This is a genomic window from Pseudomonas sp. (assembly GCF_017744435.1).
Classification (GTDB): Bacteria; Pseudomonadota; Gammaproteobacteria; order Pseudomonadales; family Pseudomonadaceae; genus Aquipseudomonas.
Genome location: NZ_JAGIBG010000008.1, coordinates 137,843 through 159,459, shown reverse-complemented (window position 1 = coordinate 159,459; position 21,617 = coordinate 137,843). Strand labels below are relative to the sequence as shown.

Genomic DNA, 21,617 nt, shown 5'->3' with positions numbered 1-21,617 from the left:
GGAAACTTTGAAGTTGCGAAAACCTGTCGCCATGCCATTGAAAAATAGGGACTCTTCTCCACCGCACGCTCCTTGCGCCAAGTATCATTGCGCCATTATCGAGCGTTGGAAAAGGATTAAAAGATACAGATCCCGACTAAAAAACCATTCAGAAATCAGCATTCACAGAATGTGCAGACAACAGTAATTGCCTTATAGAAAAAGGACTCTTGAAGAGATGCCCCTTTTACTTATTGGCAACATTCAATTACAAAGCCCCCCAACTTCAGCCTAACCAATATAGGCGGCCAATATGCAAAAAACCGGGCATCAGCCCGGTTTTTCGTTGCCAAACATGCTGTCAGCTCGATGCCATGTCCAGCACCACCCGCCCACCACAGGGGCATTCGTCCATATAGCGATGGGCCTCGACCACCTCGGAGAACGGATACACCTTGATGATCTGCGGCGTCAGCAACTGATCGGCGGTGAACTGGTTGATGTCGCGCAAGGCCCGTTGCAGCGCCACCTGGTCCTGGCTGATGCCCAGTTCCGGCTTGCCGGTGAAGTTGCCGATGCAGTGCACGTAGAACTGAATGTTCTTCTGGAACGCGGCGCAGGCCGGGAACGGCGTCTGGTTGCCCCCCTGCAGGCCGTACAGCACCAGGCTGCCACGCGGCGCCAGCACATCGCCGAGCAGCGACATCTGCGGCCCGCCCATGCCATCGAGGACCATGTCCACGCCGCGGCCATCGGTGTACTTGCCAACCTGCATGAGCAGGTCCTGCTCCTCGGTGACAATCACCTTGTCGGCGCCCAGGCCCAGCAGGTATTCACGCTGCTCGGGCTCCTTGGTGGCGGCGAACACCTTGAGGCCGAGCGCCTTGCCCAGTTGCACGAAGGCTGGCCCGGCACAATGGCTGGCGTCGGTAACCAGCGCAGTCTGCCCGGCCTTGGCACGGGCCAGGTCGACGTAGGCGAAATAGGCGATCAGCAGCGGCGTGTAATGCACGCTGGCCTCGATCGGCGTGAGAAGGTCCGGGTAGCGGGTGATGGCAGTGCGCGGCAGGACGATGACATCGCCATATACCGGGTGATCGTTGGCACTGGTGGCCGGGAAACTGGCGACCCGGTCACCCACCGCGATGTCATCGACGCCGTCGCCGACCGCCGTCACCACACCGGCCATCTCGTGGCCGATCCCTGCGGGCAGACGGGCCTGGGACGGCGCCAGGTTCTGCCGCCAGAGCACGTCATACCAGCTCACGCCGATCGCCTCGACGCGGATCTGTACCTCGCCAACGGCAGGTGACGGTTCGGCCTGCTCCTCGCAACGGAGCACATCGGCAGCGCCGAACTTGTGGAAACGGATCATGCGGGACATCGCATACCTCGCCTGTGTGAATCTCGTATTACCACGGACTTTATCCGGGCTTATGCCGTTAGACCATCAGTGGCTATTAATAGTCGACATGCCTGTCATCGATTGGGCACCTGACTTTCCTGTGCATTGGCCCCCGGAAATCCGTGCAGGGTAACAGCCTTTGGCCTTAAGATTCACCCCTGCTCCACTTCAGGCGAAGCGCACCGATGAATCGAAACGACCTGCGTCGCGTAGACCTCAACCTGTTGATCGTGTTCGAAACCCTCATGCATGAGCGTAGCGTGACCCGTGCCGCCGAGAAGCTGTTCCTCGGCCAGCCGGCGATCAGCGCGGCCCTGTCGCGCCTGCGCAACCTGTTCGACGACCCGCTGTTCGTGCGTACCGGCCGCAGCATGGAGCCGTCGGCACGCGCCCATGAAATCTTTGCCCTGCTGTCGCCTGCACTGGATTCGATCTCCACCGCGGTCAGCCGCGCCGCCGAGTTCGACCCGGCGACCAGCAACGCAGTGTTCCGCATCGGCCTGTCGGACGACGCCGAATTCGCCCTGCTGCCGCAGCTGCTCAAGCGCATCCGCGCCGAAGCCCCGGGCATCGTCCTGGTGGTGCGCAGGGTCAACTACCTGCTGATGCCGACCCTGTTGGCCTCGGGTGAGATTTCCGTTGGCGTCAGCTACACCAGCGAACTGCCGGCCAACGCCAAGCGCAAGGTGCTGCGGCGCAGCAAGCCCAAGCTGCTGCGCGCCGACAGCGTGCCAGGCAGCATCACCCTCGACGACTTCTGCGCGCGGCCGCATGCGCTGGTGTCGTTTGCCGGTGACCTGTCGGGCTTCATCGACGAGGCGCTGGAAGAGATCGGCCGCAAGCGCCATGTGGTGCTGGCCGTGCCACAGTTCAACGGTTTGGGGAGCTTGCTGGCGGGCACCGATATCGTCGCCACGGTGCCGGACTACACGGCCGATGCCTTGACTGCAGCCGGTGGGCTGCGCGCTGAAGACCTGCCAATGGAAGTGCGCACGTTCGAGCTGCACATGGCGTGGCGCGGGGCGCAGGACAATGACCCGGCGGAGCGCTGGCTGAGGTCGAGGATACAGATGTTCTTCGGCGACCCTGACAGCCTTTGAGCCTACAGTGCAAAGCCATCTGTTTTAACCGCTATCAAGCGGCGTGCTCCATATCACCAGCTCAAGTGCTGCAGCAATCTGAATGCGGTGGTCGGCAAACGGGAGAGGCAACAAGTCTTGAGCACGCTCCAGTCTTCGCAACAGGGTATTGCGATGGGTGCCCAGCGCCTCAGCGGTGTGAGTGATATTGCAACCATGGGCAAGAAAAGCGTGTAACGAAAGCTGAAGCACCTGTGGCTCCGTGGCCAAGCGCCCTAGAGTACTCACGACGAATTGCCTGGCCGCACGGGCATCCTGGGCCATCAGCGAAACCATTCTGACCTGATCGATCGTGGCCACGGCAGGCGACCCAGACAGTCGTCCCATCAGGCCCTGGGTTGCCACCGCTTCCAGGTGAGAACGCCGAAACCCGTTCAGCCCCGCCGCCGGCGAGCCGATTGCCGCGCGAATGCCTGGGTACTGTCCGCCAAAGTTTTGCAGCATGTTGAGGTCGAGCGGCCTTGCCGCACTGCACCAGCCCCACAAGGTTGCAGGGCCCGCGAAAACGACAAGCGGGGCTGTCGAGCCGCTGAGCTGAGCCAGGCCGCGCGCCATGACTTCCAGCAAACGGATTTCCACATCCGGCGTTTCGCTCCATACGACAAAAGCTTGGTGCTTCTGGGCAAGGCTGTAGTTCAGCCGCCTGCCGAACTGCTCACTGTCCATGTCCCTGCCGTCGAGCAGCCGACTGACCAGGCTGCGCTTGTCGATGTGGTCGTCATGAGCGGCCGCATCCTTTTCCTGCAAGATGATCTGGGTGATCACCCGCATGTTGCCGTCGATAAACTCCGAGATCGAGCGCGACGAGACGTCCAGAAGCTCCTCCAGCACCACAGGATCCTGGGTCAGGCTGAACGCCATCTTCATCCACAACTCCCAGGCCGTGTTCTGCGTCGACCTGGCGACATTCATCAGCAGCTCCGACAAGCCTCTGCGGGCAAGCTCCCGAGCCGTGTCCACCATGTCGGCGGACACATAGGGCTCCACCGGCTCGCCGGGACGCTGCAGGTTGGCATTCGCCCAGTGCAGCAACTCCGCCCGGTTGGCGCGCCGGCACGCAGCCAGGATGACCGGGTCCTCCAGCAGCCGTGCATTTTCCGGGGAGGCAAACAGTGATTGATTCAGGCGCTCGACCCATTCCGGGGGCAGCGTCTGAGCCCACTCGGCGCCTTTGCGCATCAGCTCGCGAACGGTTTCCGAGGGGCGTGGCCAGAGCGGCGGAGTGCTGATCATAAGGCGTGCGAGCTACTCAAGAAACGAATCGTGAATGGAGCGGTTTGTCACAAAACCAGGCTTCGCTCGGCGACACCTGGCTAGAGGACAAATTGCTTGTGGAGCTTCACAGCATTCTAGTCCGGGTCGAGCACTACCCCGCGCCGTGAAAACAGCACAGGAGCCCCTTCGGTATCGAACAGCGCCGCAGTCAGCGACAGCCCATCGGCTACCTGATTTTCCTGGAAGCTTTGCCCGCCATCGTTACTGAGCACCCTCATCCCGTCCAGCCCGACCACCAGCACCCGCGCGCCCGATACCGCCACCGAGGTAACAGAGCCTTTGCTTTGGGTCGGTACTCGGCGAAAGTCCTTACCGGCCGCAGCGCCGTGCAACAGGGTGCCCCGCTGGCCTCCCACTAGCAGACTCCCATCGGCCAGCACCGCGCCGGACCAGAGCGTACCTTCGTAGCCGGTATCCAGGTAGCGCCAGCTTTTGCCCTGGTCCTCGGAATGCAGCACCTGCCCATGCTCGGCCGTGGCATAGAGCGTGCCATGCCTGTCGGCAAACAGCCCCATCAGGTTGAGGTCGGCCTTCCTGGCGCCCGGCGGTGCCTGCAGGTGCTGCTCTGTCCAGGTCTGGCCACCATCCTCGGTGGTCAGCAGCAATGACCAGAGCCCCACCGCAACGCCCTGCCGGGCATTGAAGAAGTGCACGGCAAACAACGGCCGATCTTCTGCGCTGGACAAGCGCTGGATCTGCCAGGACTCACCGCCATCGGTGGTGGCCAGGATCGCCCCCCAATGGCCGACCGCCCAGCCGTGCCTGCCATCAACGAAAGACACACCCGTCAGCTGGGTGGACAGCGGTACCGAACGCGCCTGGCGAAAGTGCTTGCCGTGATCGTCGGACAACAACACGACACCGTGGTCGCCAACGGCCACCACGCGCTCTGCGGCCCAAACGGCATCCAGCATGGTGGCTTGCGAGGCATTGTCTGCCTGGGCGGCCGGCACGGCCTGCAAGGGCTCGGCTTGAAGGGGCATCAGCGGCAATGCAGCGGCGAACAAGGTCGCCATCAATGAATACTTGAATCCCATGGCTCTCTCCTCAGTGCAGCAACGCGCCGATCAAGCGCACGGGGCGCTTGCGCGGAAATACCCGTTCCAGCCAGACGGCGAAGGCCGGCAGCACGGTCATGGCCATGACCATGTTGACGATGAACATGAAGGCCAGCAGCTTGCCCATGTCGGCCTGGAACTTGAGGTCCGAGAACGCCCAGGTGGCCACGCCCACGGCCAGGGTGATCGCGGTGAAGATCGTGGCGACGCCCACCTCGAGCAATGCGTGCTCGACCGCCTTGGTGATCGACTGCCCATGCGCCTGGTGCCATTGCAGGCGGTTGTAGATGTAGAAGGCGTAGTCGACACCAATGCCCACGGCCAACACCATCACCGGCAAGGTGGCGATGGTCAGGCCGATCTGCAGTTCCTTCATGAACCAGTAGCCGATGAAGGTGCCGATGGTCAGAGGCAGGCAGCACACCAGCACCGCTCGCAGGTCGCGGTAGACAGCGAAGACCAGCAGCGCAATCGCGGCGTAGACGTAAAGCAGCATGGGGGTTTCGCTCTTCTCCACTTCCTCGTTGATGGCGGCCAGGACACCGGCATTGCCCGAGGCGAGGCGGATCGACAGGCCAGGCAGCGGATATTCGCTGCGGAACACCTTGGCGGCCTCCACCACCCTGTTGATGGTCGTCGCCTTGTGGTCGGCCAGATACAGGTGCACGGCGGACATGCTGCAGTCGGTACGCATCAGCCCGGGTGTGCGCGCCACCTCGGTGGCCAGCGCGGCGTAGTTCATCGGGTCGATGGGCACTGCGGCCATCTTGGGATTGCCCTCGTTGTACCCTTCGTTGAACTGACGCATGTTGCTGGAGAACGAGGCCACCGACAGCACACCGGGCACGCCCTGCATGGCCCAGACGAAGCGATCCTGATACTGCCCCGCCGCCACATCTTCGCAGGCCACCGCCCCGTCTTCACCGGCGGCCGCCGGGTTGGCTTCGAAAACCACGCTGAGCCAGTCCAGGCCGATGTCATAGTGGCTGGCGATGGAAACGGCGTCACGATTGAAGCGCGAGTCCTCACGCAACTCCGGGGCGCCCGCCTGCAACGAGCCGACGACCCGGTCATGGCTTTGCCAGATCGCCACAAGGAAGACCACCAGAGCCACGCCAAGCACCCACTGTGCGTTGCGCCACTCGGCGAGCCGCGACAGGCCCCGTAGCCAGCGGGTACGACGCTGCCGGGAAATCTCCTGGGCCGCCGCATACTGGTCGTCGACCCGCAGCAACGAGGCCAGCAATGGCAGCATCAGCAGGTTGGTGATGATCTTGTAGGCCACGCCCAGTGAGGCCGTGATGGCCAGTTCCCGCACCATCGGAATGGGGATCAGCAGCAGCGTCACGAACGATACCAGTGCGGTCACCAGCGCCAACGTGCCCGGAATCAGCAAGCCGGTGAAGCTTGAACGTGCTGCCGCTTCGGCGCTCTTGCCGAGCGCGATCTCGCGGACGATGAAGTTGATCTGCTGCACGCCATGGGACACCCCGATGGCGAAGACCAGGAAGGGCACCAGCACCGCCAGTGGATCAAGGCCGTAGCCCAGCAGGCGCAGGCTGCCGAACTGCCAGACCAGCGAGGCCAGCGAACACGCCAGCGCCAGCAACGTGAAACGCAGCGAGTGGCAATACCAATAGACCGCAGCGGCCGTCAGCAACAGTGCCAGCAAGCAGAACTCCAGTACGGCTGAAGCGCCATCGGCGATGTCGCCGATCTGCTTGGCGAAGCCGATGATCTGGACTTCGAAGTCGCCATCCTCGAACTGCTGGCGGATCTCTTTCTCTAGCCGATGGTTGAACGCGACATAGTCCAGGTGCGTCCCGTCTGCCTCATACTCGTTGAGCTCCGCCGTGATCATCGCACTGCTCTGGTCACGGGACACCAGCGTGCCAATGAAGCCCCCCTGCGCGGTGGAGTTGGCGATCGTCGCGATGACCTGGTCGTTCAAGTGCTCGGGAGTAACCGTTCCCGGCACCAGTGGATCGGCGCGAAAACCTTCTTCGGTGATCTCGTTGACGAAGGCATTGGGCGTCCATAACGAGCGCACACTGCTGCGGGAAACCCCTGGCAGGAAACTGATCGCCTGGGTCACGTCATACAGCCGCTTCAGGCCTGGGGCGCTCCAGATATCCCCTGTGCGCGACCTGACCACGATGGTCAGGCGGTTGGCGCCCATCAGGTCATTGCGGTACGCCTCGAATGTTTCGATGTATTCATGGCCGACCGGCAGCTGCTTTTCAAAGCCGGCATCCATGCGCAGTTGCACGGCGAACCACGCCATGATCAGCGTGAATACCGCCAGGCTCGCCAACACCAGCCGACGATGCCCGAACAGGACGCGCTCGACCCGCGGCAGCACGCCACGCGCCTGAATTTCAGTGAGTTTTACGGAACCGTTCACGGCAGGCCTCACAAGGTACGGGAGATCGCGACACCGACATAATCGCGGTCACGGTACAGCTGGTCGTAAGGCGTATCGCCGCCCATGAACTTGGCGTAGTTGAGAGAGATCTGCCAACTGGCCGGGTTGCGCACGAAGTTCAGGTACAGGTTCATGCTGCTCGCATCTTCGGTGAAGGTAGCCGAGAGGTTCGGCGTGCGCCCTGCCAGCGACCGCGCATAGAAGATGCCCGGAGTGACTTGCCAGCCCGGCAACAGCGTGCCGTCGTAGGTCACGCTGAAGTCCAGGTTGATACCCGATGAGGTCTTGTCGCCATGTGCCTTGGGCGCTGTTGCTGGATCCAGTTGCCAGGCATTGAGCCCCGCAGCCAGTGGCTCGCCATTGACCTCGTCATGCAGCCCGGGGTACCTGATGACCACCAGCTCGGTCAGCAAGGTGCCCGTGCTGGCGCCGGTGAAGTCGAGCAGCAGCGGCGAGTTGGACGGCGTGAAGCTGTACAGGCCGGTCAAGTGCCACTGGAGCTTTTTCTCGTCCTTCCAGCATTTGCCGCCATTGCTCGCACACAGGTCCAGACCTGGGTTGAGCATGACCGAGTCCTTGGGGCGGTACGACAGCTCCGTACCCACCGCCCAGTCACCGATCGGCATGTTGGCGCTGACGCCATACATCATCCGGTCTTCCTGGTAGCGCCAGGTGGGGGCTGCGGCGAAGGTGTCCGGGTCAAGAATATCCACGCGCAACGACGGCAACTTGTCGTGATAGCGCATCACATAGAAGCCATAGTTGACGTCGCTGTCCTCGGGTTGCCAGCGCAACGAGATGCCCCACTGGCCGCTGTCGCGGGCCTTTTTTTCAGAGAACCCGTAATCTCCCCTGCCCTCTCCGAGCGCGTTGGTGGTGGACCAGTAGCTGCCCACCGGCGGCAACTCGCTCTTGTTCCAGCGGAACTGGTAATACGCCTCGACATTGACCCCTGAGCCCAGGCCCGAGGCGACACTGAGCATGGGCGCCGGCAGCACGGCCTCCTTGAGCTGCACGCCTGGGCGGGCCAAGGCTTGGTAATCGTAGGCGTTGGTATTGTTGATACCCCCAGCCACGAACAGGCTTTCGCCCCAGTTGATGACCTGATTACCCAGTCGGGCCCGGACCCGCTGCCCGCCCAGGTCGAAGCCTTTGCTCACCCACAGGTCCAGCAGCCGGGCCTTGAAGGCAAGGTCATCACGCGCATCATCACTGAGCCCGTTGCTACCGACACTCTCCGGGGTATTGAACGACAGCGTGCCGGTGGTATCGGTAGCAGCAAAATCGCGGATCCAGGTGCCACGCGCCATGAAGGTGACGTCCTCGGGCATCTTCAGCAACAGCTCGTGGGTACCCTTGAGATAGTTGGTGAACATATCGCCCCGGTCGTAGTTCAGGTCGCCCTGATCCGCCACGCCGGAGCTCTGCGCCAGGCAGCCGGAAGGCACATTGTGCCCGGTCGGCCCCTGGTTGATCAGGTTGCAGCCCCGCGACTCCGTACGCAGGCCCATGCCTGCGGTAATGGTGGAGTCGAACGAGCCATTGACGGTTTCGCTTTCAAAGGTGAACCCCATTGCCAGCGGGGTCGCGCACACGATGACAAGGCCTGATGCTTTGCTGATTATTGTTTTCATGCTGGCTCTCGATCTGAAGACGTTCTTAGCGCTCGCTGATGGCTCTCAGGTTGTCGGAGGTGAAGAAATCGCGTTTGAGGCGCGGGCTGCTACCGTCCTCGGTGAGCCAGCGAATATCGTTCTTGCCCGCGCCGATCGAGGTCATGTCGAACAGGTAACGGCCATCGACCAGGTTGTACTGGACCTGCGCCTGCACATCGCAGGTGCCCGTCTCGTACACGGGGATCGAGAAGCCTTCGCGCACCTTCCAGATCTGCCCTTGCTTGTCGTAGTCGACGGCCAGCAGAGGGTTCCAGCTGTCCTCGTCGATGTAGAACATGCGCTTGGGGGCCTGGTGGCGCATGCCTTGGCGCACGTTTGCCTCGACCACCCAGACGCGGTGCAGTTCGTAGCGACGCGACTGCGGCGCGAGCGAATCATTGCCGGCGAACGTCTCCACCTTGGCTGCGGTGTCATAGGCTCCGAAGGCGTTGTACGGCACCAGCAGTTCCTGCTTGCCGACCAGCTTCCAGTCGAAGCGGTCCATGGTGCCGAAGAACACGTTCGCCTCATCGACTGTGTACTGGTTATCCAGCCCGATCTGCGGCGCGTCGTAGGAATACGACGGCATGCGCCGCACGCGTCGCTGGCCGGGGAAGTAGTAGAAGGTCGTGGCCTGCTCACCGGCCACGGCCGTCTGCACCGCCGACTGGCCGGCCAGCGCGGCAGGCTCCAGGTAATTGAAGAAGGTGGCGTTTTCCAGGCGGCCAACGGACGAGAACAGTGCGCTGCCTTTCTTGCCCCAGGGCGTATAGAAGAATGTGTCGGTGGATTGGCGCAACCACTCCCCGCCCTTGCGCGGCGAAATGCCTGAGATGCTTTTCGGGATTTCGACGCCGACGCCGCGGTAGCGCATTTTCATGTTCCACATCACCTCAGCCCCGGTAGTGGGCAGGGGGAACGGGATACCCGGCACATGGGCTTCCGCGAGAGCAACGCCGCTGGCGTCGAGCTTGGCGAAGCCAACGTTCTGCCGGGTGTTCTCAGCCACGAAATTCGGCGCATCACACGTACGGCGGGTCGGGAAGACATCCATGCGATAGCCCGGAACCTTCTTGAACAGCTCCAGCTGGGCCGGAGAAAGCTTGCTCACGTGTTGTGCCACATTGCTCGAGTCGATGCTGTACAGGGGCTTGTCGCCCTTGAACTTCCAATACTCCCCGCGCACCTGGCCGTAGCTCCAGCCCGCCCCCTGTGGCCCTGGTGTGGCCCAGGCCGGAATTTCACCACTTGTACTGGCGGCGCTCTCGCCACCCAGCGGCGTCAACTTCGAGCCCAGCGCCTCGGCCCCCTGGGGCGCAGCCTGTACCGAACAGATCGCGGTCGAGGCCGCAAGGGTAACCAGCAGCTGCCTGAAAATACGGCGGGCGGATACGACACTTTCCGACCGTGCAGTGACATCTTTCATTGGAGGATCCTCAAACAAAGGGCTTGGACCGGCTGCTCGACCCTTCGGGTGGAAAGATCGGCGCCTGCGACATCCTGATCAAACGACATGATCAATTGACCATGTCGTTTGATCAACACGCAAGCCACATGCCAGAATGCTTCACTGGCGGATTACATTAGAGAATTCAGCGGGTTAGATTTATTTATCGATCAATACCATCCTGGCGCCTGCACTTTACTGGGAAGTAAGGAAACAAGTGTTACTAAAAGATGCTTATTACTTGTGCACCACATGAACGTTTCGCCACATATAGCACTGCACCTTCCTATATCGTTCGCTTATCCACCCCTATTATTAACACGAATAATTCATCCATAAAAAAACCGCCCCTGAGGGCGGTAAAAAGACAGGCCTTCGCCCGCCATGGAGTAGCAGCAGATATTAAACAATGCATTCAATCAGCCATTGAACAGCTGTTTACCTGCCCCGCTAATTAACTGGGGTAAAGCATGGCATGCGAGGGCACTTTCGTTGAACGCTGAAGCGCTCCATAGGCATAAAACAACTGCACAATCGAATAGGACCAGGTCAGGAAGGCACAGGTCATGAAGATCATCTTCGTGTCATCCCCCGGGATCGGGAAGAAGTCATACCGCAGCGCGATCGTCAGCCCCGCCGCTGCTCCCAGAAGGCTTGCCAGCGCATGCCCAGACTCGCCGGCACGTACCAGCCGCCAGATAAAGTAGACCAGGAACAACGTGTAGAGCGACCACATCAACATATAGAAATAGGGCAGCCACTCTTTGAAACCTGTCGACAGGTAATAAATGGCCGTCGCGGCAAAAGCGGCCAGAAACAAGATCACGTCCTTCGCCGGCGATGGCTTGTAATTGTGCGTCACCGCCATCAACCCGAGCGTTGCAATAACCGGCACGCCCACCCCGCGGGAGAACGCGTCCAGAAAAATGGCCACATTATAATTGGCTTGCCATCCCGTGGCGATGAACGTCGTGAAGTTAGTTGCAGAAATACCTACAATCAAGAACTCCACGCCCAACAGATAATTCTTACGCCTGATAAATGCAACACCATAACCCAAGCCACTCATCACCAGCAGCACACAGGAGATCAACGCAAACAAATCTATGAGTTCCACGATAACAGCCTCTGTCAAAAGGGTCGCGCCGTCGCTCTGCAATGACGGGCATAGAACAAGCACATCAATTGCAATCAGCCGTTATTGGCCTTGTCTTTACGCACTTTTCTATCGGTCCAGTCATCCAGCAACTTGGCCGCCGCAAAGGCCGAGTGTATGGCGCACCATTGCAGGGGTTCAGGCAGCATGGACGGCGTCTTGTGTTGCAGCGCCGCCAGCAGCTCAGGCGCCTGGCCATTGATTTGCTCGGCAAAGAGCTTGCCGATCAACGATTGAGTGCCCAACCCGTGGCCCGAGCAGCCGGTGGTGTAGTGAATGTTCTGTTTCGCGCCCATGGCGCCGATCACCGGCAGGAAGTCGTAGGCACCACTGACGTAACCACTCCAGCAGTGCTTGACGCCCAGGTTTTGCAACATCGGATAGCGCTCGCGCAGTACCTGTGCCAATGCGGTGTAGGCGTCATGGTCCGGGATATTGGGCGTCTTCGAACCGTAGGCATAACCTAGCTTCTTGACGGTCAACACCATCGTGCCGTGCGCCGTCAGGCGGTGGCTCTCCATGGTGTAGTGCGGCGTGATGATCCCTTCCCGCCCTTGCCAGCCGAGGGCAGCCAACTGCTGCGTCGACAGCGGTTGGGTTTCGATTGCCGATACCCGAATCGCCGCGACCTTGTTGCGCAACACCCCCAGCTGCGGGGTATAGGCGTTGGTTGCCAGCACCATCACCGGGGCGGTCGCACTGCCATGGGCAGTCTTGCAGGTAATGACCGGCCCTTCGCTGAAGCTCAGCAACGGCGTGCGTTCGTAGAGTTTCACCCCCGCCTCGATGGCCGCGCGCCGCAGGCCGCCGATGTACTTCCCAGGGTTCAAGGTGCCACCACACTGCTCGGCGGCGAACAGAAACGCTGGGGGGATGCCTCGCGCACGCATTTCGGCACCGTCGACGAAGCGGCTCGTCGCCCCCAGCTTCTGCCCCAGCGCCATGTTTTCCCGCAAGCGCTTCTCCTGGCTGGAATGAACACCTGCCCGGAGCACGCCCGAGGGGTTGTAGTCACAGTCGATACCCAAGCTTTTGAATCGACCTTCCACGTAGGGCACCGCTTCGTCATAGAACCTGACGAACTGCGTCGCCTGCTCCGCACCCACGCGCTTGACGAACATGTCGTACTCGATACCCATGCTGCCCAGCAGGTAGCCGGCATTGCGGCCACTGGCACCGAAGCCGGCGAACTCCTGTTCCAGCACGATCACATTCGCCCCGAGCGCCTTGAGCTCCAGCGCGGTCGACAGCCCGGCAAAGCCGGCACCGATCACGATCACATCGGCCTGCGCGTGACCTTGGAGGGTCGGCTGCAGATCAGCCGGTCGCTCCACCCATCCCCCCAGACTGCGAAACTTCAACGGTGCTGCGTCGCCATCGGCCGCATTGTTCAAGGCATTCATCCGCGTCACTCCCAGAATTGTCAGAAGCCTTTACCCGGCTCGGAGAAAGCCGGCATGCCCAGGAGCTCTTGCGGGTCGCGCATCTGGCCATCGATTTCCACCCAGCCCAGCAACGTGGAACTGGCACTCCAGCCCAGCAGGCGTTGCATTTCACCTGGGAGCTGGCGAACACGTTCGACGGGAATGGACAGGAAGTGATTCTCTTCAAGGCGCAGGAAGGCCAGGTCGTAGGCCATTGTCAGGCCAGTACGAGGGGATGCCGTCATGTTGGCGCCGCCGCCGTGATACACCGACCCGATCCAGAGCAGCGCGGAGCCAGCCTTCATTTGCGCGGCGACGGTTTCTTCCTGGGTCGGCATTCGCTCGTCATCCCACTGATGGCTGCCGGGGATGACGCGCGTCGCGCCGTTGTCTTCGGTGAAATCTGAAATCGCCAGCATCATCTGCAGCCTGGCCTCACGCCCATACTGAGGGTGCCGCCAGAGCGAAGTGGCATCGTCTCGGTGCAAGGGCTGGAGGCCTTGGCCCGGGCCAATCTGGATCGCCTGGGTAATGCTCAGTTGAATATCAGGCGCCATCTCGATGCGGTCGCTGCCCACCCAGACGTGGGTGGGCGTCTGCAGGATCTGCCTGGCCGCACCAAGGAACAGCGGGTGCAGTGCCACCTCCACGGCGGTGTCGCTGCGCCCGATGATGCGGGCCACACGGCGGGTCTGGGTGCCTGCGAAGTAAGGATCGACACCGCAAGGCGTGACCTTCAGGTAGCTGTCCAGCTCTTCAGTGAGGGACTTCAGCGTTGCCGGGGAGACAAAGTCGGCAATGATGACCCCGCCGTCACGCCGGATGATGTCCACCACCTGCTCGATCGAAGCATCACTGCTGACTGTGGAGAGCGCTCGTGTATCCATCTGCTTTCTACCTGTCTGGTTTTGTCATTGTTGTGTCCACCGAGGTCGGGCGACTTGGGTGGTGAACGCATCATTACCGAACATGGTCACTTGATCAAGTCATTTGATTTGCACTTTTCCGTACCCTGCCGTGCCCACACGAAGCGGGATTGCATCGACTCATGGATTGAGGCTTGACCTTGCGCTAGCATTCGTCACCGTCAACGCCGGGCCAAGGGGCCGGCGGCAATACCGAAAAGGGAGAACGCTCAATGGCTCGGATTGGTGCTGAAGAGCGCAGGCAGGACTTTATCGAGGCCACCGTGAAGGTGATCGCGGAACATGGGGTGGCCAACGCCACGACCCGGCGCATCGCTGCGGCGGCAGATTCGCCGCTGGCATCGTTGCACTATGTCTTCCACACCAAGGACGAGCTGTTCTATGCGGTCTACGAGTCCTTGATCAACATGCCGCAACAATCGCTGCAACACGTGCCGACAGGCGCCACGGCGGCGGAGTCGGTGGGGGAAATGTTGCGCCAACTGGTCAACTGGTTCACCGCCCACCCGGAAATGGCCACCACGCAGTTCGAACTGTTTTGCTGGAATCTGCGCAACAACCCGGAGATGGCAACCAAGATCTATGCCGTTTCCCTCGAAGCGGCCCAACAGGCCATCGTCAAGGTCACCGACAGCGCGCTGGACCAGGCAGCACTGACCACTATCAGCCGCTTGCTGATCAATCTGTTCGACGGCCTGATGCTCGCCTGGTCCGCCCACGGCGACCGTGCACGCCTGGAGGCCGAGACCGAGACCGCCTGCCAGGCAGTCAAGTTGCTGGTGGCCAGTTACTGAGGCTCCCAAAGGACTCGCCGTGTTGCGTTGCTGCACGGCGATACCCTCCCCTCCGGCTCTGAAAGCCGCAGCGCCCCTTCGAACGTCCCGATGACGATATCTACCAGACTGGCCCAGTCTGATCGTCGGCCGGCGATGTAACAGGTGCAAATCATCCTGAAAAAGCAGTGACGTGGTGCATTTTGCACCTTGTTCCAGCCATTCTTCGACTCTATTCTGGGTCAAATGATCAAGTCAAAAGATCAGTCTCTATAACACAACAATAGGAGGCGACATGTCCTCTCACGCTGCTCTTCCGGTTGAGCCGCTCGATGTTCTGATCATGGGAGCCGGTGTGTCTGGCATCGGCGCGGCGGCCTACCTGCGACGCAATCAACCGAACAAGACCTTTGCCATTCTCGAGTCCCGCGAGCGGATGGGGGGTACCTGGGACCTGTTCCGATACCCCGGCATCCGCTCCGACTCGGACCTATACACCTTCGGTTTCGACTTCAAGCCCTGGACCAAGGCCAAGTCCCTGGCGGACGCCGCAGATATTCTCGAATACCTGGGCGAAGCCATCGACGAGCATGAGCTGGCCCCCTTCATCCAGTATCAGCAGAAAGTCATCTCGGCCAACTGGCAAAGCGACAAGGGCTTGTGGGCGGTGCGTATCGAGGATGGCCATACGGCGCAGATCCGCACGGTCGAATGCCGCTGGCTGTTCAGTGCAGGTGGTTACTATCGCTATGACCAGGGCTTCAGTCCCCGCTTCGAAGGCAGCGAACAGTTCAAGGGCCAGATCATCCACCCGCAACACTGGCCGCAAGACCTCGACTACGCCGGCAAGCGCGTCGTCGTCATCGGCAGTGGCGCCACCGCGGTAACCCTGATTCCGGCCATGGCCGACAAGGTCGCCAGCATCACCATGCTGCAGCGCACACCGTCCTACATCATCAATCAGCCCGCCAACGATGGGGTTGCAGCGTTCCTGCGCAAGGTCCTGCCCGCGCAAACCGCCTATTCCCTGACGCGCTGGAAGAACGCCAAGATCACCCTGGCCTTCTGGGGCTTCTGCCAGCGCTTCCCCAAGCTTTCGAAAAAACTGCTGCTGTGGCTGACCCGCAAGGAGTTGCCGAAAGACTACCCGGTCGACGAGCATTTCAACCCGCCCTACAACCCTTGGGATCAGCGCCTGTGTTCGGTGCCCGAAGGCGATCTGTTCAAAGCCATCAGCGCGGGCAAGGCCGACATCGTCACCGATCATATCGAGCGGTTCACCGAGCACGGTGTATTGCTCAAGTCAGGCAAGATGCTCAAGGCCGACATCATCGTCACCGCCACGGGGCTGAACGTGCAGCTGTTCGGTGGCATCAGCCTGTACAAGGACGGCAAGCCGGTGGTGTTGAGCGAGACCCTGGCCTACAAAGGCATGATGCTTTCCGGTGTACCCAATTTCGCCTTTGCCGTGGGCTACACCAACTCTTCCTGGACCTTGAAGGTCTGCCTGCTATGCGACCACTTCTGCCGCTTGCTCGGGTTCATGCAACGCGAAGGCTACAACGTCTGCGAGCCTGAGCCGCCGGCCGGGATCGAGACTCGCCCGCTGCTGGACTTTGGCGCGGGCTACGTGCAACGCGCCCTGGACAGCATGCCGCGCCAGGGCCCCTGCGAGCCTTGGGTGATGTCGATGGACTACTTCCGCGATGTCAAAGTGCTGCGCCGCGGCACCGTGGCAGACAAGTGCCTGAACTTCACCACGGTGACCAGCACGCCTTTGCATGCCGGTGTCCAACTGCAGCAGCAAGGTAGCCGCCGATGAGCACCGATCGTTTCTTCGAGCTGCCGGGCGACCGCAGGCTGTGCTATCGCAGCCATGGCCAGGAAACCGCCCCAGCGGTCCTGCTCATCGTCGGCCTGGGGCTGCAACTGACCTACTGGCCGCAACCGCTCATCGACGGCCTGGTCGAGCAAGGCATGCGGGTCATCACGCTGGACAACCGTGACTCGGGCCGCTCGTTCTTCACGGATGTGGCGCCCCCCACGCCCCTGCAGCAGTTCCTGCGCAAGCGCACGCCCGGCTATGACCTGGGTGACATGGCCAACGACGTGATCGGGCTGATGGATGGCCTGGCGCTAAAAACGGTGCATGTCGTGGGGATGTCGATGGGCGGCATGATCGCCCAGACCCTCGCGGCGCGTTACCCCGAGCGCGTCAGCACCCTGACTTCGATCTTCTCCACGACAGGTTCGCTGCGCGTCGGCCAGCCGGCGCTCAAAGCCCTTTTCCAGCTCCTGCGCCGCCCACCGCGCAATCAGCACGAAAGCGTTCGCGACTACGTGGACATCATGGGCCTGATCGGTTCGCGGCTGGCCTGGAACGAATCGGCCTTGCGTGACTACGCCATGCAGGCCTGGCCGCGCGGTGGCGGTGAGGCCAGCAACCTCGGCACCGCCAGGCAGATCGGCGCGATCATCAACTCCGGTGACCGTACCGAGGAGTTGCAGCGCGTTCGCTGCCGCACGCTGGTGATTCACGGGGACAAAGACCTCATGGTCGCCACCACTGGCGGGTTCGCCACGGCGTCGGCGATTCGCGGCGCCAACCTGGTGCTGCTGCCCGGGATGGGGCACGACTTGCCAACGTGCCTGTCAGGCACGCTGCTTTCCCTGCTGACGGGGCACATGCGTTAGCACCGATTTCCTTTTTAGGGGCGCGTTGCTTGGTCGCCCCTCTTTTTATTCCGCTGGAGGCTTTTCGCAACAGGTTCAAGCAACACCCCAAAACAACAACATTCCGGCCTGCGCGTTACCGCCAGGCCCACCTCGAACGCCTGAGTTGTCGATCACAACCCGGCGCGGGTGCTCCTCCACTGCCCTTTCAACAATGACAACAATTGAGCAAGAGGTATGTATGGAATTCAAGTTCTTACTCCCCAGCAAAATCGTGATGGAACCCGGCCTGCGCGAACGCACCGGTGAACATCTGCGGGAACTCGGCCTGGCACGCGTGCTGATCGTGACCGATGCCGGAGTCAAGGCCGCAGGCCTGCTGGACAGCGTCTACACCAGCCTGGACAAGGCCGGCATCACCTTCGAGGAAGTGTCGGACATCAAGGCAAACCCGCGCAGCGAGGACATCAACCACGCCGCGCAGCGCTATCGGGGCATGGGTATTGATGGCCTGCTGGCGGTGGGGGGTGGCAGCGCAATGGATGCGGCCAAGGCCATCAGCCTGCTGCTCACCCACGAGGGGCGTATCGAGGACTACGAAGGGTCGTTCACGCTCACCCGTGCCATCCCGCCTATCGTCACCATCCCGACCACGGCAGGCACCGGCAGCGAAGTGACCTGCTTCTCGGTGATCACCGATACCGCCCGACATTACAAGATGAGCGTGCATGATTACCGGGTCGGGCCAGTACTGGCATTGCTTGACTCACATATCCTCGACACGCTGCCCGCGTCGATTGCCGCCGCAACCGGCATGGATGCCCTGACCCACGCCATCGAAGCCTACACCTGCCGCGTGGCAAACCCGATCAGCGACGGCCTGGCGCTGCATGCCATCCGCCTGATCAGCCAGCACCTCAAGGCCGCCGTGCAGGAGCCCGACAACCAGGCGGCGCGGGAACAGATGCTGGTGGCCAGCCTGATCGCCGGCATGGCCTTCGGCAACGCCGACGTCGGCAGCGTGCACTGCATTTCCGAGGCCATCGGCGGCATGTACGACACGCCCCACGGTGTGGGCAACGCGATCTTCCTGCCCTTCGTGTTCGGCCACAACCGTGATGCCAATATCGTCCGCCATGCCCAGGTGGCCTACGCGTTGGGGGTCGACCCCACGCTTGCGCCGGTCGACGCCGCCGAGGCCGCCGTCGGCCATCTGTTCCAGATGAGCAAGGACTTGGGCATCCCCCGCTTCGCCGAGGTCAAGGGCGTGCGCGAGGACGACTTCCTGACCCTTGCCGAAAAGTCCAAGCAGAACTTCTCGGACGCCAGCAATGCCAAGGCGATGTCCGTAGAGGCCTACCACGACATCATCGCCACCGCTTACCACTTCGTCGTGTAAGAGGGCACCGTCATGAGTCAGTCAACCCCCGGCGCCTCGTTGAGGCGCACCCTGGGCCCGTTTTCCGTGCTGCTGTTTGGCCTGGCATTCCTGGCCCCGCTGATCGTCTTCGGCACCTATGGCGTGATCACCCAGGCCAGCGGCAATACAACGGCGATGGCGTATCTGGTCGCGGCGACCGGCGTGGTGTTCACGGCCTTGAGCTATGGCCGACTGGTCAAGGTGTTCCCGGTGGCAGGTTCGGCCTACACCTACACCCGCAAGATGCTCAATGCCAACCTCGGCTTCATGGTGGGCTGGGCTGCCCTGCTCGACTATTTCTTCATCCCGATGCTGATCTGGCTGCTCGGCGCCAGCTACCTCAACATGGCGTTTCCCGAGGTGCCCCAGTGGGTGTGGATCACTGGCTTCATCGTCTCCACCTCGCTGCTCAATGTGCTCGGCATTCAGGTGGCCAACCGCTTCAACGTGCTGTTGATGGTGGTGCAACTGGTCATCATCGTCGTGTTCATCGGCCTGTGCGTGCACTACATCGTGGCAGCCAATGGCCCTGGCGGGCTGCTGTCGGCCAAGCCGTTCTTCAACCAGGACGTGCCCTTCGCCACCAGCATGGCCGGCGCCGCCATTGCCGCTTACTCGTTCCTGGGCTTTGACGCGCTGTCCACGCTGAGCGAGGAAACCCGCGACCCTGGCCGCACACTGCCGCGCGCCATCCTGCTGGTCGCATTGATCGGCGGTTCGGTCTACGTCAGCTCCTCGTACTTCATGTACCTGGCGCACCCCTCCCCCATGTTCGAGCTGGTGGACGGGGCCGCCTTCGAGATTGCCCGGATGATCGGTGGCGACCTGTTCTTCGCCGTGGTCCTGGCCGGGATCATCGTCGCCCACTTCGCTGCGGGGATGTCGTTCCAGGCCAGCGTGGGCCGGCTGCTCTATGCCCTTGGCCGGGACAACCAACTGCCCCGGCGCTTGTTCGGCGCGCTGCACCCTCGCTACCAGACCCCGGCCTTCAACATCCTGCTGTGCGGTGTCTTCGGCACCGCCGGGTTTGGCCTGACGATCGCCACCGCGACGTCGTTGGTCAACTTCGGCGCGTTTCTCGCCTTCACCGCGGTCAACCTGTGCGCGTTGCGGCTGACTTTCGATGCGCGCGTCAAGGACGGTGCCGGGTTGCTGCGCGGGGTGCTCTTCCCGCTCATCGGCCTGGTCACGGCCGGGTGGATGCTGGTCAGCCTGGATAAAGACGCCCTGATCATGGGCAGTTGCTGGCTCGGCCTTGGGTTGGTCTACCTCGCCTGCCGGACCCGCCTGTTCCGTAACCCGGTCCCCGACGCCCTGGCATAGCCCCTCTTCCCATCGAACGCTCTGACGACAATCACAAGGCAGGCCACAGGCCTTGCCGTTCAACGACGAGATCGACATGCAAACAAAACTGCTGATCAATGGTGCCCTCGTGGCCGGCGAAGGCAACCTCCTGGACGTATACAACCCCTCCCTGGGCAGCGTCCTGGTACAGACCCACGAGGCCAGCCATGCCCAGGTCCATGCCGCGGTGCAAAGCGCGGATGCGGCCTTCGAAGCCTGGTCGCAAACAGCTCCCAAGGACCGCGCAGCACTGCTGCTCACCCTCGCCGACCGTATCGACGCCCAGGCGCAGGTGTTCGCCCGCCTGGAGGCGGATAACTGCGGCAAACCTTTCACGGCCGTGCTGCAGGACGAACTGCCCGCCGTCTCGGACGTGTTCCGCTTCTTCGCCGGCGCCGTTCGCTGCCTGCAAGGCTCGGCGGCGGGCGAGTACATCCCGGGGCACACCTCGATGATCCGCCGCGACGCGGTGGGTGTCGTCGCCTCCATCGCGCCGTGGAACTACCCGTTGCTGATGGCGGCGTGGAAGCTCGGCCCAGCGCTGGCCGGCGGCAACACCGTGGTGCTGAAGCCCTCCGAGCACACCCCGCTGAGCACCTTGAAACTGGGCGAGCTGCTCGCCGAGATCTTCCCCGCTGGCGTGGTCAACATCGTCCATGGGCGTGGTGCCACGGTGGGGGAGCCGCTGACCAGCCACGCCCAGGTGCGCATGGTATCGCTGACCGGTTCCGTGCGTACCGGCAGCCGGATCATCGAAGGCACGGCCGACAGCGTGAAACGGATGCACATGGAGCTGGGTGGCAAGGCGCCGGTGATTGTCTTCGACGATGCCGACATCGACGCTGTCGTCGAGGGTATCCGCGCGTTCGGCTTCTACAACGCCGGCCAGGACTGTACTGCCGCCTGCCGTCTCTATGTACAGAAGGCGATCTACCCGGCGTTCGTTCGCAAGCTCGGCGAGGCCGTGTCCAGCATCAGATGCGGGCTGCAGGATGACCCCGCAAGCGAAATGGGCCCGCTGATCACCCTTGAGCATCTTGAGCGTGTCGAGGGCTTCGTCAACCGGGCCAGGGAGCTGCCTCACATCGAGGTCGTCACCGGCGGCAAGCGCGCAGCAGGTGCCGGGTTCTTCTTCGAGCCCACGGTGCTGGCCGGCACCCGGCAGGACGATGAGGTGGTGTGCCGTGAAATCTTCGGCCCGGTGGTAACGGTCTCGCCCTTCGAGGATGAGGCCCAGGTACTGGCATGGGCCAATGAATCGGACTACGGCCTGGCCTCTTCGGTGTGGACCGCCGATGTGGGGCGAGCCCACCGCATGGCCGCTCGGCTTCAGTACGGCTGCACCTGGGTCAACACCCATTTCATGCTGGTGAGCGAGATGCCCCACGGCGGCGTGAAGCTGTCGGGCTACGGCAAGGACCTGTCCATGTACGCCCTGGAAGACTACACCGTGGTCCGCCACGTGATGTTCAAGCACTGACCGCCCCTGCGACACACCATTACCCAATCACCTCAAGA

Annotated in this window: 16 protein-coding genes; 7 read left to right on the top strand and 9 right to left on the bottom strand. The window is 61.9% G+C overall.

Annotated elements, in window-relative coordinates; all coding sequences use genetic code 11:
• Positions 1-340: 340 nt before the first annotated feature.
• A complete protein-coding gene (locus tag J7573_RS08250; protein ID WP_294332315.1) occupies positions 341-1,363 on the bottom strand; it encodes a zinc-dependent alcohol dehydrogenase family protein in 1,023 nt (340 codons plus the stop codon).
• 206 nt (positions 1,364-1,569) lie between these two features.
• Between J7573_RS08250 and J7573_RS08245 the strand changes: the two genes are divergently transcribed.
• Positions 1,570-2,484: a LysR family transcriptional regulator gene (locus J7573_RS08245; RefSeq protein WP_027918746.1), complete on the top strand. Its 915-nt coding sequence runs from the start codon at positions 1,570-1,572 to the stop codon at positions 2,482-2,484.
• Between the two features lie 24 nt (positions 2,485-2,508).
• Here the strand turns inward: J7573_RS08245 and J7573_RS08240 are convergent, their stop codons facing one another.
• The 8 genes from J7573_RS08240 to J7573_RS08205 form a co-directional block, all read right to left on the bottom strand.
• Positions 2,509-3,756 (bottom strand): helix-turn-helix domain-containing protein, encoded by a 1,248-nt coding sequence (locus J7573_RS08240; RefSeq protein WP_294332308.1) that lies wholly within the window; start codon positions 3,754-3,756, stop codon positions 2,509-2,511.
• Positions 3,757-3,872: 116 nt separating this feature from the next.
• Complete coding sequence (locus tag J7573_RS08235) at positions 3,873-4,835, bottom strand: YCF48-related protein (protein WP_294332304.1); 963 nt, start codon at positions 4,833-4,835, stop codon at positions 3,873-3,875.
• Between the two features lie 10 nt (positions 4,836-4,845).
• Entirely contained in the window at positions 4,846-7,260 is a 2,415-nt protein-coding gene (locus J7573_RS08230; protein WP_294332300.1) for an efflux RND transporter permease subunit, read from the bottom strand.
• 8 nt (positions 7,261-7,268) lie between these two features.
• Positions 7,269-8,915, bottom strand: a complete 1,647-nt coding sequence (locus J7573_RS08225; protein ID WP_363263410.1) for a DUF1302 domain-containing protein — start codon at positions 8,913-8,915, stop codon at positions 7,269-7,271.
• Between the two features lie 25 nt (positions 8,916-8,940).
• A complete protein-coding gene (locus J7573_RS08220) occupies positions 8,941-10,362 on the bottom strand; it encodes a DUF1329 domain-containing protein (protein WP_294332297.1) in 1,422 nt (473 codons plus the stop codon).
• A 475-nt stretch (positions 10,363-10,837) separates the two neighbouring features.
• Positions 10,838-11,485, bottom strand: coding sequence for a hypothetical protein (locus tag J7573_RS08215; protein ID WP_363263444.1), 648 nt, complete (start codon positions 11,483-11,485; stop codon positions 10,838-10,840).
• 89 nt (positions 11,486-11,574) lie between these two features.
• Positions 11,575-12,942 (bottom strand): FAD-binding oxidoreductase, encoded by a 1,368-nt coding sequence (locus J7573_RS08210; RefSeq protein WP_294332290.1) that lies wholly within the window; start codon positions 12,940-12,942, stop codon positions 11,575-11,577.
• 20 nt (positions 12,943-12,962) lie between these two features.
• Positions 12,963-13,850, bottom strand: coding sequence for a phytanoyl-CoA dioxygenase family protein (locus J7573_RS08205; RefSeq protein WP_294332287.1), 888 nt, complete (start codon positions 13,848-13,850; stop codon positions 12,963-12,965).
• A gap of 251 nt (positions 13,851-14,101) precedes the next feature.
• Here J7573_RS08205 and J7573_RS08200 point away from each other — a divergent pair, with 251 nt between their 5' ends.
• The 6 genes from J7573_RS08200 to J7573_RS08175 all read left to right on the top strand — a co-directional run bounded on the left by J7573_RS08200 (position 14,102) and on the right by J7573_RS08175 (position 21,579).
• On the top strand, positions 14,102-14,683 hold the full coding sequence (locus J7573_RS08200) for a TetR/AcrR family transcriptional regulator (protein WP_294332286.1): 582 nt from the start codon (positions 14,102-14,104) through the stop codon (positions 14,681-14,683).
• A 274-nt stretch (positions 14,684-14,957) separates the two neighbouring features.
• The gene (locus J7573_RS08195) at positions 14,958-16,484 is read left to right on the top strand and encodes an NAD(P)/FAD-dependent oxidoreductase (protein ID WP_294332285.1); all 1,527 of its coding nucleotides are present in this window, start codon (positions 14,958-14,960) and stop codon (positions 16,482-16,484) included.
• The gene (locus tag J7573_RS08190; protein ID WP_294332283.1) at positions 16,481-17,356 is read left to right on the top strand and encodes an alpha/beta hydrolase; all 876 of its coding nucleotides are present in this window, start codon (positions 16,481-16,483) and stop codon (positions 17,354-17,356) included. The genes J7573_RS08195 and J7573_RS08190 overlap by 4 nt, the downstream gene beginning before the upstream one ends.
• A 220-nt stretch (positions 17,357-17,576) precedes the next feature.
• Positions 17,577-18,734: an iron-containing alcohol dehydrogenase gene (locus J7573_RS08185; protein WP_294332280.1), complete on the top strand. Its 1,158-nt coding sequence runs from the start codon at positions 17,577-17,579 to the stop codon at positions 18,732-18,734.
• Positions 18,735-18,746: 12 nt separating this feature from the next.
• Positions 18,747-20,078: an APC family permease gene (locus J7573_RS08180; RefSeq protein ID WP_294332278.1), complete on the top strand. Its 1,332-nt coding sequence runs from the start codon at positions 18,747-18,749 to the stop codon at positions 20,076-20,078.
• 76 nt (positions 20,079-20,154) lie between these two features.
• Positions 20,155-21,579 carry a gamma-aminobutyraldehyde dehydrogenase gene (locus J7573_RS08175; protein ID WP_294332275.1) on the top strand — a complete coding sequence of 475 codons (1,425 nt, stop codon included), beginning with the start codon at positions 20,155-20,157 and terminating at the stop codon, positions 21,577-21,579.
• Positions 21,580-21,617 lie beyond the last annotated feature (38 nt).

Bases quoted from the DNA above. Each gene is read 5' to 3' on its own strand.
- J7573_RS08250 (WP_294332315.1), bottom strand. From the start codon at position 1,363: ATGTCCCGCATGATCCGTTTCCACAAGTTCGGCGCTGCCGATGTGCTC.
- J7573_RS08245 (WP_027918746.1), top strand. From the start codon at position 1,570: ATGAATCGAAACGACCTGCGTCGCGTAGACCTCAACCTGTTGATCGTG.
- J7573_RS08240 (WP_294332308.1), bottom strand. From the start codon at position 3,756: ATGATCAGCACTCCGCCGCTCTGGCCACGCCCCTCGGAAACCGTTCGC.
- J7573_RS08235 (WP_294332304.1), bottom strand. From the start codon at position 4,835: ATGGGATTCAAGTATTCATTGATGGCGACCTTGTTCGCCGCTGCATTG.
- J7573_RS08225 (WP_363263410.1), bottom strand. From the start codon at position 8,915: ATGAAAACAATAATCAGCAAAGCATCAGGCCTTGTCATCGTGTGCGCG.
- J7573_RS08220 (WP_294332297.1), bottom strand. From the start codon at position 10,362: ATGAAAGATGTCACTGCACGGTCGGAAAGTGTCGTATCCGCCCGCCGT.
- J7573_RS08210 (WP_294332290.1), bottom strand. From the start codon at position 12,942: ATGAATGCCTTGAACAATGCGGCCGATGGCGACGCAGCACCGTTGAAG.
- J7573_RS08205 (WP_294332287.1), bottom strand. From the start codon at position 13,850: ATGGATACACGAGCGCTCTCCACAGTCAGCAGTGATGCTTCGATCGAG.
- J7573_RS08200 (WP_294332286.1), top strand. From the start codon at position 14,102: ATGGCTCGGATTGGTGCTGAAGAGCGCAGGCAGGACTTTATCGAGGCC.
- J7573_RS08195 (WP_294332285.1), top strand. From the start codon at position 14,958: ATGTCCTCTCACGCTGCTCTTCCGGTTGAGCCGCTCGATGTTCTGATC.
- J7573_RS08190 (WP_294332283.1), top strand. From the start codon at position 16,481: ATGAGCACCGATCGTTTCTTCGAGCTGCCGGGCGACCGCAGGCTGTGC.
- J7573_RS08185 (WP_294332280.1), top strand. From the start codon at position 17,577: ATGGAATTCAAGTTCTTACTCCCCAGCAAAATCGTGATGGAACCCGGC.
- J7573_RS08180 (WP_294332278.1), top strand. From the start codon at position 18,747: ATGAGTCAGTCAACCCCCGGCGCCTCGTTGAGGCGCACCCTGGGCCCG.
- J7573_RS08175 (WP_294332275.1), top strand. From the start codon at position 20,155: ATGCAAACAAAACTGCTGATCAATGGTGCCCTCGTGGCCGGCGAAGGC.